The organism is Aeromonas sobria, assembly GCF_006243315.1.
Lineage (GTDB): Bacteria > Pseudomonadota > Gammaproteobacteria > Enterobacterales > Aeromonadaceae > Aeromonas > Aeromonas sobria_A.
On the sequence record NZ_NKWE01000023.1, the window covers coordinates 85,126 to 99,154 of the forward strand.

Sequence of the window (14,029 nt, forward strand, 5' to 3'; positions counted from 1 at the left end):
GAAAAAGCAACCGACTGCTCAATCCTTGTCCGAACAGATTGATTTATTGAAAAAAGTGGCAAATGCGGCATTGCGCTTGGCGGCAAAATGCATATAGTAAGAGCCCTGACGCGGGTGTAGTTCAATGGTAGAACGGTAGCTTCCCAAGCTGCATACGTGGGTTCGATTCCCATCACCCGCTCCAACAATTTCAGATGCCAGGCGGGCATCGTATAATGGCTATTACCTCAGCCTTCCAAGCTGATGATGCGGGTTCGATTCCCGCTGCCCGCTCCAGCTTCAAAACAAAAAGCCCACTCCTGCGAGTGGGCTTTTTGTTTTTCATCTTGTTCACCGTTTGACGCAACGATCACCGTATCTCTGCATTAAGGGAAACCGCAGAGACAGAAAAGGCGCTTGGGGCGCCTTTTCAGATCAACCGCGTAGCGAGAGCTTATTCCTGCTCCAGCTCACCACAGAAACGGTAGCCTTCGCCGTGGATGGTGGCGATGATCTCCGGGGTGTCGTTGACGCTTTCGAAGTGCTTGCGAATGCGACGGATGGTCACATCGACAGTACGATCATGGGGCTTGAGCTCACGACCTGTCATCTTTTTGAGCAGTTCGGCACGGGTCTGGATCTGGCCCGGGTTTTCGCAGAAGTGCAGCATGGCACGGAACTCGGAGCGCGGCAGCTTGAACATGTCGCCAGTCGGGCTGACCAGTGCGCGGCTGTTGATATCCAGTGCCCAGCTGTTGAACAGGTAACGCTCAACCAGCTTCTTCTCTTCGCCACCGGCGGCCACGTTCATGGTGCGGCTCAGCAGGTTACGGGCACGGATGGTCAGCTCGCGGGGATTGAACGGCTTGGTGATGTAATCATCAGCGCCGATCTCCAGGCCCAGAATTTTATCCACTTCGTTGTCGCGACCGGTCAGGAACATCAGAGCGATGTTGTCGTTTTCACGCAGCTCACGAGCCAGCAACAGGCCATTCTTGCCTGGCAGGTTGATGTCCATGATCACCAGATTGATGGTGTGGGAGGTGAGAGCTTGATGCATCTCATCGCCATTATTGGCTTCAAGAACCGCGTAGCCTTCTGCTTCGAAGATGCTTTTCAGGGTATTACGTGTGACCAGTTCGTCTTCGACGATCAGAATGTGTGGTGTTTGCATGAGTATTCCCAGATTCTTATCAGTTAATTATCTTAAATTTAACACTCTTTGGCGTTTCAAACCGATTTCCTGACGGATCCTGAAAATTTATTACGTCATCCTGGGTATGCGTGTCAGGTCGGAATATCGCGAATTAGGCATTGGTACCGGCAAGTATCCCTGTGCCACTTATAGGTTCTCGACAACTCTGGTCGAGCAGAACCTGGAAAGGTCATCCATTACGAAAGTGGCCGCATTTTATCAGTTAACAGGAGCATAACAACACTCTTTGCTGTCAGATAGCAACTTTTTAACTCTGTTTTGATATAGGTCAAACCCTGGCATAGCGGCATCATACTTGGCCTGAACCCGGTTTTCGCCTATATGAAATGTAATGGAATGTAACATGTGATTGACATGATTTTGTGGGAAAACTACAAGAAAATCTGCTTTATCGCGCCATTTGAGACACCATGCTGGCCTGGGTTTGCCATCATCACCGCCTGGAACCCTGCCAGTCAGCGGGTCGGTGAGCGACGCAATCGACGGCGGGAACGGGCACTGTGGCGTCTGTTGACGTTGGAACTGCAGGTGCCCGTGGCGGGTCCGTTTTGGGGATCTGACCCGGACGAACGTTGGCAGGAGTCATCGCTGGCAGTGGCGTTATCCCTGCCGCAAGCCCGTCAGGTGGCGGCCCGCTTTGGCCAGCATGCCATCTATTGGGTTGAGGATGGCCGACTCTGGTTGGTACCAGTATTGACTGATAAATCAACTGTTTGTCTGGGTTACATTGAATCTCATTGGATTGCCAGAAAAGCCATCTGATGAAAGAATGAACACCTTCATGTATCTGAAAGGAATCTAATCATGCTGGATCTCTTGCCCGACCTCTGTGATCAGCAGGGCGACCTGCTGCAAGTTGCCGACCCGGTGTTTCAGGATTTTGGTGGCAAGGCCATCTTCTATGGTCGCGCCGTGACCCTCTCCTGTTACGAAGATAACAGTCTGGTGCGGGAACTGGTGACCCGACCCGGCCAGGGCAAGGTGATGGTGATCGACGGCGGCGGCTCGCTGCGTCGTGCGTTGCTTGGCGATCAACTGGCCATCAAGGCGGTGGAGCAGGGGTGGGAAGGGATCCTGATCCACGGCGCGGCGCGGGATGTCGGCACTCTGGCAACCCTGGCGCTCGGGGTCAAGGCGCTGGCGGCTTGTCCAGTCAAGACTGAGAAGCGGGGGCTGGGTGAGTTAGGAGCCGTGGTCAGCTTTGCCGGGGTGACTATTCACGAAGGGGATTACGTCTATGCGGATCGCAACGGCGTGGTGGTAAGCGCCACACCGCTGCTGTGATCATCAGAAGTTGAAACCAACCCCGAGGCTCAATGCTTGATCCGCGGTGAAGGCACTGACGCCATAGTTGGCAGTGAGGGAGAGTCTTGGGGTCAGCAGCAGGCTGGAGTTGAGCTCCAGCAGGGTGCTGCCCTGAGTAAGGTCGAGATGCTTGATCTGGCTGCCGACATTGAGCTCGGGTGATAGCTGGTAACGTACCCCTGAGCTCATATTGAAACCCGATTGGCGATTCTGATCCGCCACCGCTGGCCCCGCTTCCATAAAGAGGGTCACATCATCCACCACCGGATATTGATAGCCGCTATTGACCAGCCAGAGATCAAAACTGTCGCTGCGATGGCCATGGCCGTTGAGCAGCACCCCCGAGTAACTTTTGACATAAAGAGACGGGTTGGATTGTGGCTGAACCACTGCCCAGTCGGCGGCCTGTACGGCCATGCTGGCGCAGGATGCAAGCAGTGTGATGATGAGCGATTTGACCATTCGTTTCCCCTCCCTGGGTCCGGAACTGAGCCTAAGCATGGCACATGCCAGTTGGGAGTAAAGTGAAGCTTGATCACAATTAAATCCTTGGGCATGGTCGCTGACCATGCTAAACAGGCTGCCGTATTGATGGCTCCATTTATTAAGAGGTGAATCCATGAACAAGAAACTGACTCTGCTGGCAGCGCTGGCTCTGGGAGGCTGCGCAATGGCAACCGGTTCCAACATGACTCAACTGCAAGCATCCAGCTGGCAGCTGCAAGGCGCCACCGGCGATACCTTCACCCTGCAAGTTGCCGATGGCAAAGTGGCGGGCAAGGGCGGCTGCAACCGCTATTTTGGCGGCATCACCCAGCAGGGTGACGGTGTCTTGACGCTGGGCGCAATGGGGGCAACCCGCATGATGTGCATCGGCGATGATATGAACAAAGAGATGGATTACCTGCAAAAGCTGGAGAAGGTAGCCACCTACTCCATCAACGGTAATCAGCTGACCCTGAGCGATGCCAACAAGGCTGCCCTGCTCACCTTCAACGCCATGCCTGCCGTCAAGTAACGCCATGCCGTATTTGATGACCAGCACAGGTCATACGTTCAGAGCCACCCATCGGGTGGCTCTGTTTTTATGGCCAGATTTTCGCTCTGCCCAGATGGGCTAGCGGTGTAAAACCACTCGCTTGCTCAGGTTGTCGCCACCGTCTCATCGGGTGAGGTGATGGCGGCGGGTAGTTTATCGATCCGCACCGCCGCGACCTTGAACTCGGGGATCCTGGCATGGGGGTCGGTGGCATTGATGGTGAGCCGGTTGGCTGGCGCTTCGGCAAAGTGGAACGGGATAAAGACCACCCCCGCTTGCATCCGCTTGGTGACGAAGGCAGGTAGTTCAATATGGCCGCGGCGGCTGGTGACCTTCACCCGCTCGCTGTTGCTGATCCCCAACCGCTGCGCATCGACCACGCTCATCATCACCCGTGGCCCGGCCAGATTATCGAGGCCCTTGGTTTTGCGGGTCATGGTGCCGGTATGGAACTGCTCCAGCAGGCGGCCAGTGGTGAGCACTATGGGATAGGTCTCGTCGGGTAGCTCGGCGGCATAGCGGAACGGTGTGGCGACCATTTCCCCCTTGCCACGGGTGAACTGCTTGCTGTGGAGCAGCCGGGTGCCTTCGGGCGCACTGTCGTTGCAGGGCCACTGCAATCCTTCCGCCCCCACCTTGTCCCACTGGATGCCTGCGTATTGCGGGGTGACCTGGCAGATCTCGGCGGTGATCTCCTGCGGGTTTTGATAGTGCCAGTCGCCGCCCATGGCGTTGGCGATCTGCTGGATGATCCACCAATCCTCCCGCGCGTCACCCGGCGCCTTGAGGGCGGGGGAGATGCGCTGCACCCGCCGCTCGGTGTTGGTGAAGTGGCCGCTCTTCTCCGCAAAGGAGCTGGAGGGGAGCACCACATCGGCGAGCTGGGCAGTTTCAGAGAGGAAGATATCCTGCACCACCAGAAACTCCAGCTGCTTGAGCCCCTCGATGACGTGATGCTGATCCGGATCGCTCAACACCGGGTTTTCTCCCATCACATAGAGCCCCTTGATGCTGCCCGCGCAGGCGGCATCTATGGTCTCGGTGAGGGTGAGGCCGGGCGTGCGCGGCAAGTCAGGCTGCTGCCAGGCTGCTGCGAAGCGGGCATGCACCTCGGGGTTGGCCACCTTCTGGTAGCCGGGGAGGCAGTTGGGCAGCGCCCCCATGTCACAGGCACCCTGCACGTTGGACTGGCCCCGCAGCGGGTTGATGCCGCCCCCTTCGATGCCGATGTTGCCGCACAGCAGTTGCAGGTTGGCGATGGCGCGCACGTTGTCGTGGCCGGTAGTGTGCTGGGTGATCCCCATGGAGTAGTAGATGGCGGTGCGCTCGGCGGTGCCGATGAGGCGCGCGAGCTCGATCACCTGCTCGGCCGGTACGCCGGTGACGAGGGCCACTTTGTCCGGTGTATAGGTGGGGGAAAGCACTTCGGCTTGCAGCGCCTCGAATCCCTCCACCCGTGCGGCGATGTAGGCCTTGTCGTGCCAGCCGTGCTGGATGATCTGCTGCATCAGGCCGTTGAGTAGCATCACGTCGGTGCCGGGGCGGTGGGCCAGATAGAGGCTGGCATGGTCGGCCATCTCGATCCGCTTCGGATCGGCCACTACCAGCCGCGCCTTGCCGGTGGTGACGGCCCGCTTGATATGGGAGCCGATGATGGGGTGGGCCGCCGAGGTGTCGGAGCCGATGATGAAGATGAGATCCGAGTGGTCGATGCTCGGGATGTCATTGGTCATGGCGCCGCTGCCGAGCGATGCCTCCAGCCCGGTGACGGTGGAGGCGTGACAGAGTCGCGCGCAGTGATCCACGTTGTTGGTGCCCAGCTCCCGGCGCATGAACTTCTGGAACAGGTAGTTCTCTTCGTTGGTGGTTTTGGCAGAGGAGAAACCAGCCAGCGCATCGCTGCCATAGTGCTGGCGCAGGGAGGTGAAGCGCTCGGCGACCAGCGCGATGGCCTCTTGCCAGCTGGCGGGCACCAGCTCGCCATCTTTGCGGACAAGCGGCGTGGTGAGGCGCTCCTCGCTCTGGATAAAGTCAAAGCCGAAGCGCCCCTTGACGCAGAGCAGCCCCTGATTGACCGGCGAGTTGCGGTTCCCCCCCACATAGCGTATGCGGTTGTGCGCCTCATCGACATAGAGGGTGACGCCGCAGCCAACTCCGCAGTAGGTGCAGATGGTATTGACCGGCGTGAGCAGCTCGGTGCGCCCCTGCGACTTGTCGCGGGCATCCACCAGTGCCCCGGTTGGGCAGACCTGCACGCAGGCGCCGCACTGCACGCAGTGGGAGTCCCCCATCGCCAGCCCGCTGTCAAACTGCGGCCGGTTCGATAGGGTGCCATCGCTGTTCTTGGCAAAGCGCAGCACTCCCTGCACCGCTTGCTCACCACAGGTCTGCACGCACTGGCCGCAGCCGATGCAGCGGTTGGCATCGAACACGATAAATTCGCTGCTGTTATCCACTGCAAACTTCTGGCACTGGTGGGTATCGAGGGCGCTCTGGTCGACCTTGTATTCGGTGGCGTAGTCGCGCAGCGCACAATCGGTGTTGGCCTGACAGCCGCACTCGAGGCAGCGGCTGGCTTCGCTGCGGGCATCGCTGTCACTGAGGCCACGCTCTACCTCGGCAAAGCTTCCTTTCCGTTCGTCATCCGCCAGATGAGGCATGATGCTGCGGGCGACTTGCTTGAAGTGGGCAAACTGGGCGGGATCGACCTGCTTGAGTGTGGGGGCTTTGCAGGCGTTGAAGGGGCGCACCGGATCGACCATGTCACCGTGGAGGAACTGATCGATGGCCAGCGCCGCCTTGCGGCCATCTGCGACTGCCTCGATGGCGGTGGCGGGGCCGCGGCGCAGATCGCCGATGGCGAACAGATTGCCGTGGCCGCTGTGCATGGTCTCGGGGTGGGACTCCAACGTCTGCCAGCGGGTGAAGGGGAGGCTGAGGGACTCCCCTTCCATAAAGCTCAGATCCGGCTGCTGCGACACTGCCGCAATCACGGTATCGAACTCCTCGACGAGGTACTCGCCGGTGGGCTCGGGGCGGCGACGACCGGAGGCATCCGGCTCGCCGAGGGCCATCTTCTCGAGGCGCACCTGACAGACGCGACCACGGCTGTCCGGCAGGTTTTCCACCGGATTGGTCAGCATCATGAAGCGCACACCTTCTTGCTCAGCCTCGTCAATTTCATACGCTTCGGCAGGCATCTCGGCACGGGTGCGACGATAGATGAGGGTGGTTTTCGCCCCCAGCCGCACCGCCGTGCGGGCACAGTCGATGGCGGTATTGCCACCCCCGATCACCGCAACCTTGTTGCCGGTAGTGAGCCGCTTGGCCAGCATCTGATCTTTGAGGTAATCGACCCCGAGATAGCAACCAGCCAGGGTGCTGCCCGGGTAATCCATCGGCACCGCCTTGGAGGCGCCGACCGCCAGACAGACCGCATCATAGTCGCGGCACAGCGCTGAGAGGGTGAGCTGGTGGCCCAGTCGCTGCTTGGTGTGGATCCGCATGCCACTCTGGCACATCAAGGCGATCTCCTGATCGAGGATCGCCTTGGGCAGCCGGTACTCGGGAATGCCGTAGCGCAGCCAGCCACCCGCTTCGGGCATCGCCTCGAACAGGTCGACCTCGAACCCTTCGTAACCCAGATAGTAACCACAAGTGAGGCCGCCTGGGCCGCTGCCGATAATGGCAACCCGCTTGCCCTTGGCGGGCTTCTTGGCCGGTTGATAGGGGGCTGCATCGGTCAGATCGAGATCGGCGGCGTGGCGCTTGAGCTGGCGAATGGCCAGCGGCTCATCTACCAAGGCGCGGCGGCACTCTGCCTCACAGAAGGCGGGGCAGACCCGGCCGATGGAGAGGGGCATCGGCAGGGTCTGCTTGATGACCGCCATCGCCGCCTGGTGCTCCCCCATGGCGATATGGTGCAGATAGGATTGAATGTCCACCCCGGCCGGGCAGGCGCGCTGGCAGGGGGCCTCGCAATCGGCATAGTGATCTGCGAGGATGCGGCCGAGCGCTTGCTGGCGGTGAGTGCTCAGGGCATCGCTGTGGGTCGTGACTATCATCCCTGCCTCGGGGCGGGTCTCGCAGGCGCGGCGGGGGCCGAGACCGGCAATCTCCACCACGCAGAGATCGCAGGGCGTCTTGGGGGCGCTGGTGTTGTCACCGCACAGGGAGGGAATATCGATTTGGTGCTGTTTGGCTATCTGGAGCAGGGTTCTGGTCGGGTCAACCGTCAACTGAGCCCCATCGAGGGTGATGGTGATCATGGCGTCATAAACTCGCTTTCAAGGCGCAGAAAATGCTGCATCTGGCGGAGCCAGCAGGGGAAGCGACAGGGAGGCCGCTTGCTATACGCTCACCATAGCAAAGGTCATTTACAACTTTATTTGATTTTGGACAGGTTATTGCTCTAAACAAGAAAACGATTTCAGGATGGTGATGACGACCGGAGTTAGATGGACAAATGAGCGGCTTCGTTGTTTTTCGCCACTAGATAAGCCGTTTCTTACTGTGCATGTCAGATTTGAGTTGGTTGTAACAGGGGCCGGAGTTCCATCAGGAACAGGTTGTGGTGAGCCTGTTCTTTCAACTTTTTTTGAAGGGTGGGTAGATAGTGCAACCGCTCAGGTGATGCCGAATGACCGGTGGTCGTGACCGGATCCAATGGCTGGAGTCAGTGCTCGAAAATGTTACAGCAAGAGATAGCCGCGGCTGGGCGTGAACCACGGCCACTCAATAACAAGCAACCACCTCTTGCAAGGTGGCTGTGCTATCGGGGCATATCAGGGCTTTAACCGCCAGCTCCAATGGGCGTTCAATCGCTCACCGGGTGGGCTGTCGGTTCAGTGCGAGATCAGCGTCGGTAATCTGGCTTGCCAAATCTGATGCCAGTCTTGCAGCTCACGGCGTGGCATCGGGCGGGCACTGAAAAATCCCTGGCAGACATCGCAGCCCAACTTGGCCAGCAGTTGCCAGGTCTGTACATCTTCAACCCCTTCGGCGACTGATTTGAGCCCCAGCTTGCGAGCCAGCTCGATACTGGACTCGATAATGGCCAGGCGTGAAGGATCGGCATAGCAGCGATCGACAAACGAGCGATCCAGTTTCAGCTCGGTAAAGGGCAGCAATCTCAGTTGTTGCATCGAGGAGTAGCCGGTACCGAAGTCGTCGATAGAGAGGCCAAAGCCGTGCATCCGCAGTCGGGTGAGTGCTTCCAGTGCCTTGCCAAGATCCTGCACGAACGAGCTTTCGGTCACTTCCAGGGTGATCAGCTCAGGGTTGACACCCAAGCGCTGGCACTGGTTGATCAGGCTGTGGCAGAGATCGCCCTCGATCAGCGAGGTGCTTGACAGGTTCATCGACAGATTGAGGGAGAGGCCAGTCTGTTCCCACAGGTGACAATCTTGCAACGACTTGTTGATGATGACCTCGGTCAGCTGGTCGATAAGACCGTTATTTTCGGCCAGGGGAATAAACACGTTGGGTGAAATAAGGCCATGTTGCGGGTGCTGCCAGCGGGCCAGCGCCTCCATCCCGACCCATTGGCCAGAGGCAAAGGCGACCTTGGGTTGGTACCAGGGCAACAGCTGGTCATTGTCGAGTGCGCGCTGCAACTCATCCACCGTGAGGGTGGGGCCATCCTCCTTGCCTGCAGGGGCTGCGACCGGTGACCAGGCACTGATCAATTGTTGCAACTGTTGTGAGCTCGACGGCTTGTCGATGCGGCCCAGCACATGAAGGCCATAGGCGGCGCTCATGCGCAGCACCGCATCGACCACATCATCTTCCAGCGCACTGGAGAGGATGATACCGCCTTGAAAGCCCCCCAACGAGAGGCGGCGCAGGAGCGCCATGCCATCCATGCCAGGCATCCGCAGGTCGCACAGCACAATGTCGATGCTGTGATTCTGGCACTGGGTCAGCGCCTCGATGCCGTCCCCCGCCTCCAGCAGGTGTTGATAACCGAGCGCCCGGATCTGGTGCATCAGAGTCTTGCGCTGAAACGCATGGTCTTCCACGACCATGATGACCAGCTCATTTGCCGCTTTATTCATGGAGCCACAATCCCATGTTATGTTCAACGTCGTTCATCAATTCGCTTACCCCTTGCCCCAAATGTTCAAGCTCATTGAGTTGTTTCAGACGCGCCGCAGATTCAAGCTTGGCCGCCTGTTCTGCCAACAGTACTTCACCAACCATTCTGGCTGCCCCCTTGATGCGGTGGGCGACCTCCACTAATTCTTCGCTATCACCAGCGGCGATCGCTTCTTCCATATCTTGGCAATCTTTGCGATTAGAGGCGATGTACTCACTGGCCATGCTTTTGGCGGTCTCGAGATCGCCAAACAGCCCTTGCCAGCGTTCGCCTAATGTGGACGCAGTGTCAGCCGCTGACAAGCGGGTTGCCGCTGCAGGTGCCGCAGGCAACCAGCGGGTTAACATCTGGCGCAGCGACTCCAGCGAGTAGGGTTTGAACAGCATGCCATTCATGCCCGCGGCCTCCATACGAGCAGAGGCTTCTTCCGAGGTGTCGGCGGTGACCCCGATGATCGGGGCCTCTACCCCTTGTGCCCGCAAGGTTTGGGTCAGAGTGTAACCATCCAGCTTGGGCATATGGCAGTCGGTGAGCAGTAGCGCGAAGTGCTCATTTTGCCAGGCATGCAACGCTTTTTCGCCATCTTCCACCACGTGGCAATCTACCCCCAAAATAGCCAGCTGGCGGGTCAACAGCGCACGATTGACCAGATGATCGTCTGCTACCAGCACCCGGCCCCCCAGTTTTTCGATGCAGGCTATCCCATGGGTGACTGCGCGCTCGGTCGTCAATTCGCGACAGCTCTCGAGCAAGAGGTCAGGATAGAGGGGGGAGTGACCCAGACGCCACCAGTGTTCGGAGCCCATCCGTGCCCGCAGGGCTTCGCGAGGCGAGACCACCACCCCTTTGAGTGAACTGTTTTGCAACAAGGTGTGCCAGTCACTCCCCAGCGCGGTTTCAAGGGCGCGCTCTTCCGCCAGTAGCAAGCCGCTCAGACCTTCTGTCAGCCGCTGTGCATCCAGTGGCATTAATGTGGCACCTAGCCGAGCCATGGTGGCCTGCAAGCCAGGGTCATCACCCACAAACCACCATTCGCTGCCCGCGAGGGCTAGCGGCTCCCACTGACCATTCACCAGTGGGAGCGTGAAACTGAAACAGGAGCCTTCACCAGCCTGACTGCTGACCGCTAGGGTACCGCCCATTTTTTTAACTAGCTGCTCACAGATGGTCAGACCGAGACCGGTACCGCCAAAGCGGCGGGTGATATCGGACTCCACCTGTTCAAACGGGGTAAAGAGCAGCCCGAGTTTCTCTGTGGCGATGCCGATCCCGGTATCAGTGACGGCGATCACCAACTGCTGTTCGACGTAACTGGCCCGGATAGTAACAGAACCTCGCTCGGTGAATTTCACCGCATTATTGAGCAGGTTGGAGATAACCTGGCCGACTCTGATCGGGTCGATATCTGCCAGATCTGGCAGGGCATCATCCCAGTGGATCGCCACTTTCAACCCTTTGCCATAGGCCAGGGTGGCATGGCCACGGATCACATCGCAAACGACCGATTGCAGACGGCAAGATTGTGGATTGAGGTTGAGCTGACCCGCTTCAATTTTGGAAAAATCGAGGATGTCGTTGACCAGATAAAGCAGGTTATTGGCCGAGCTCTCCACATTGCGCAGCAGATAGCGCTGATCATCATTGAGCTCGCTCATGCGCAGTAGCTCCAGCATGCCATGCATGCCCGAGATGGGGGTTCTCAGCTCATGGCTCATGGTCGCTAAAAAGCGGCTACGGGCCTGCATCGCATGCTCGGCATAGGCGCGGGCTTTGCGCAGTTCGTGCTCTTGCTGCTTGAGGGCGGTGATATCTTGCACCACCCCGTTCAAGAACAGATCGCCACACTCTTGTTGGACAAAGTTGCCACGTATCTGCAAATTACGCTCGCCTTGCAGGGCTGGTACTATGACTTCCAGCTCCAGCGGCGCAAGGGTGCGGGCATGGGTGGCCACCTTCTCGGCAAATACCGTCTGGGCCTCCTCGTCCAGACCGAAGATGGCGCCACCGGACTCTGACGCCAGCAAGGTCTGCTGGGGGATGCCCAGAATGTCACTTGCCCCTTGTGACAAGTATAAAAAGCGCCCCTTGCCAACTCCTTGCCACAGATATTGGTAGACCACCCCGGGCATACTGTCGGTGATATCCCGCAGCCGGGCTTCCACTTCACGGACTTTGTCTTCGGCCGCCGTCAGGGCACTGATATCGGTTAATACCGTTAATATCCCCTGAATCGTGCCATCTGATGCGCGGTAAGGCTGTTTGATATAGACAACATTTAGAGGATCCTGGTCTGGCCGCCGTGTTTGACCGGTGCCTTCAAACATCTCTCCGGTGTCCCAAACCCGCTGCTCGTCGCGCAGCATCTGCTCCCGCTCGGGAGGGGTCATATGACCCCAGCCATCGCTCGCGGGATCCGCACCGATAAACAGCGACCGATAGGCTTTGTTACACAGGGTTAGCTGGTGTTGTCGATCCCGCAAGGCCACCATATTGGGCAGGGAGTCGAGCAAGGTCTGCACAAACAACAATTGCTGGTTGAGTTTTTCCTCGGCCCGCTGGCGTTGCGCAATCTCGCGCTGCAGGGCACGAGTCCACGCCCAAAACAGGGCAAACAGCAGGGTCGCCGCCGTGCCAACCATGACGAACCAGAGCAGCACGGTTTGGGCATTGATCCCGGTTTGTACGCTCATCGACAGCCAGCGTTTTTCCAGTTTGTCGAGCTCCTCTGGCGGTATCGAATAGAGCACCTTGGTCAGGATCTGCTGCAGCATGGGGTCTGGTCGAGTCGCCATGGCCAGCGGGAGGCGCAAATCCTTCCCGGTGTAGACGACCTCGTAGCGCTCAGTCACCTGTTGGTTCATGGATGGCAGGGGCATCATGACATAATCTGCATCGCCATTATCCAGCAGTTCCAGCAATCGGCCGTCGCTGTGTACTTCGACGATCTGTGCCCCCACCTTGATCAACAGTGTTTTGTCTACCGACCCCAGCACCATGCCGATCCGCTTGCCCTGTAACGACGAAATAGTGGATAAATTGGTGCTGCCTTTGGGGCCAATGACCACCCGATCGACAAACAGATATCCGGGGGTAAACAGCGCAAAATGATTGCGTTCAGGGCTTGGGGCTATCGCAGGAATAAAATCAATCTGTTGTAATTTCAGCAGGTTTTGGGTTTCACCCCAGTTATTAGTGCGTACCAGAGAGAACTCCAGCCCGGAATATTGATGCATCAACGCCATCAGGTCGGCCACAAACCCGACCATCTGCCCCCAATAATTGAACTCGCTCATGGATGTCCAGTGAGGGGAGACGCCGTAGGTGAGGATGGGATGTTGACTGAGCCACTGCCGCTCGTCGGCACTCAGTTGCAGCGATGTGCTCTCCCCTGCGCGGGTACTCTGGTTCGTGGTGGTGACCGCCAGCATATGACGGCGATCTTCAGCGGGTATCTCGTTAAATGCCTTGCTGACCAGGCTAACCAGAGCCGCATTTTGCTGATTCATATTGATAGTAAGTGACGTGGGGGCAACCCACGCTGGCATGGCTAGGGTAAATCCGGTGTTGGGGTGTTGCTCTTGCAGCATCAACAACGACGGCATATCAGCCATATAGGCATCAGCCAGCCGCTGCTTGATCATAAAGGCCGCCTCACTATCACTGTCCGCCTCGACCACCCGCTTCATACCCAATTTTTTCAATTCATTGCATGAACTGACGCCGGCGACACAGACCCAGCGCAAGGTGTGGGCGTCCTGCTGAGAGAGCACAGTTTTGCCATTAGCTAGTAATACCCCCCGTGGCGTGGCGAGTAAAAAGGGGATAGAGACAAGATTGTCCCGCCATTGTTCACCGGGCTGATAGTTGATCAGCATGTGAACGTCACTGTGCTGCAGGCCTATCAAGGCCTTGGCGTAGGAGGCGTAGCTCTTGTAGCGCAGGGTCAAGCCAAGCTTTCTGGCGATCTGCTGCGCCATCTCGGGGATCGGCCCGGAAAACCGCTGTTCTGCATCCTTATAGCTGTAGGGAGGATCCCCCATCATCGGCATCCCGATGATCAGCTCCTTGTTAGAAGAGAGCCAAGCGCGTTCAGCAAAATCCAGTTCATCTTCATTCAAAGATGTATGGGCGTGCGCACCCATGCAGCAGAGCAGTAACAGGAGAAACAGGAATAGGCGATTACATTGGCGGAGCATCAGAAGGAATCCAACAAAATTGGGCGCGTATTGTAAGCGCTTTAAATTGCAGCTGCCAACATCAATTTACTCAATATGGATCCGCGACATACCGACGTGCAGGTGTGAGCCGGGGCCCCAGGATTGCAATGTGATCATAAGGCCTTTGTGCCCCACAGTGCGATGGTGCGTCCGGTGTTTTTTTCTGCCAAAGGTCA

The 14,029-nt window shown here is 58.0% G+C and carries 8 protein-coding genes and 2 tRNA genes; 5 read left to right on the forward strand and 5 right to left on the reverse strand.

Annotation, left to right across the window (positions count from 1 at the left end):
* Positions 1–110 precede the first annotated feature (110 nt).
* Positions 111–184: transfer RNA gene (locus CF137_RS07535), tRNA-Gly, on the forward strand.
* Between the two features lie 17 nt (positions 185–201).
* Positions 202–276 (forward strand) — tRNA-Gly (locus tag CF137_RS07540).
* Between the two features lie 157 nt (positions 277–433).
* Here CF137_RS07540 and arcA read toward each other — a convergent pair.
* The gene (gene arcA, locus CF137_RS07545) at positions 434–1,153 is read right to left on the reverse strand and encodes a two-component system response regulator ArcA (protein ID WP_042020749.1); all 720 of its coding nucleotides are present in this window, start codon (positions 1,151–1,153) and stop codon (positions 434–436) included.
* Positions 1,154–1,549: 396 nt separating this feature from the next.
* On the opposite strand from arcA, the gene CF137_RS07550 reads away from it, so the two are divergent.
* Positions 1,550–1,957 carry a DUF3293 domain-containing protein gene (locus tag CF137_RS07550; RefSeq protein ID WP_139691377.1) on the forward strand — a complete coding sequence of 136 codons (408 nt, stop codon included), beginning with the start codon at positions 1,550–1,552 and terminating at the stop codon, positions 1,955–1,957.
* 42 nt (positions 1,958–1,999) lie between these two features.
* Entirely contained in the window at positions 2,000–2,479 is a 480-nt protein-coding gene (locus CF137_RS07555; RefSeq protein ID WP_139718565.1) for a putative 4-hydroxy-4-methyl-2-oxoglutarate aldolase, read from the forward strand.
* A gap of 3 nt (positions 2,480–2,482) precedes the next feature.
* Here the strand turns inward: CF137_RS07555 and CF137_RS07560 are convergent, their stop codons facing one another.
* The gene (locus tag CF137_RS07560; protein WP_139718566.1) at positions 2,483–2,962 is read right to left on the reverse strand and encodes a hypothetical protein; all 480 of its coding nucleotides are present in this window, start codon (positions 2,960–2,962) and stop codon (positions 2,483–2,485) included.
* Positions 2,963–3,119: 157 nt separating this feature from the next.
* On the opposite strand from CF137_RS07560, the gene CF137_RS07565 reads away from it, so the two are divergent.
* The gene (locus CF137_RS07565) at positions 3,120–3,518 is read left to right on the forward strand and encodes an META domain-containing protein (protein ID WP_139718567.1); all 399 of its coding nucleotides are present in this window, start codon (positions 3,120–3,122) and stop codon (positions 3,516–3,518) included.
* A 125-nt stretch (positions 3,519–3,643) separates the two neighbouring features.
* On the opposite strand, the gene fdhF is transcribed toward CF137_RS07565, so the two are convergent.
* The 3 genes from fdhF to CF137_RS07580 all read right to left on the reverse strand — a co-directional run bounded on the left by fdhF (position 3,644) and on the right by CF137_RS07580 (position 13,832).
* Positions 3,644–7,807 (reverse strand): formate dehydrogenase subunit alpha, encoded by a 4,164-nt coding sequence (gene fdhF / locus CF137_RS07570; protein ID WP_139718568.1) that lies wholly within the window; start codon positions 7,805–7,807, stop codon positions 3,644–3,646.
* A gap of 576 nt (positions 7,808–8,383) precedes the next feature.
* Positions 8,384–9,595 carry an EAL domain-containing response regulator gene (locus CF137_RS07575; RefSeq protein WP_101325321.1) on the reverse strand — a complete coding sequence of 404 codons (1,212 nt, stop codon included), beginning with the start codon at positions 9,593–9,595 and terminating at the stop codon, positions 8,384–8,386.
* On the reverse strand, positions 9,588–13,832 hold the full coding sequence (locus CF137_RS07580) for an ATP-binding protein (RefSeq protein WP_139718569.1): 4,245 nt from the start codon (positions 13,830–13,832) through the stop codon (positions 9,588–9,590). The genes CF137_RS07575 and CF137_RS07580 overlap by 8 nt, the downstream gene beginning before the upstream one ends.
* Positions 13,833–14,029: the final 197 nt, after the last annotated feature.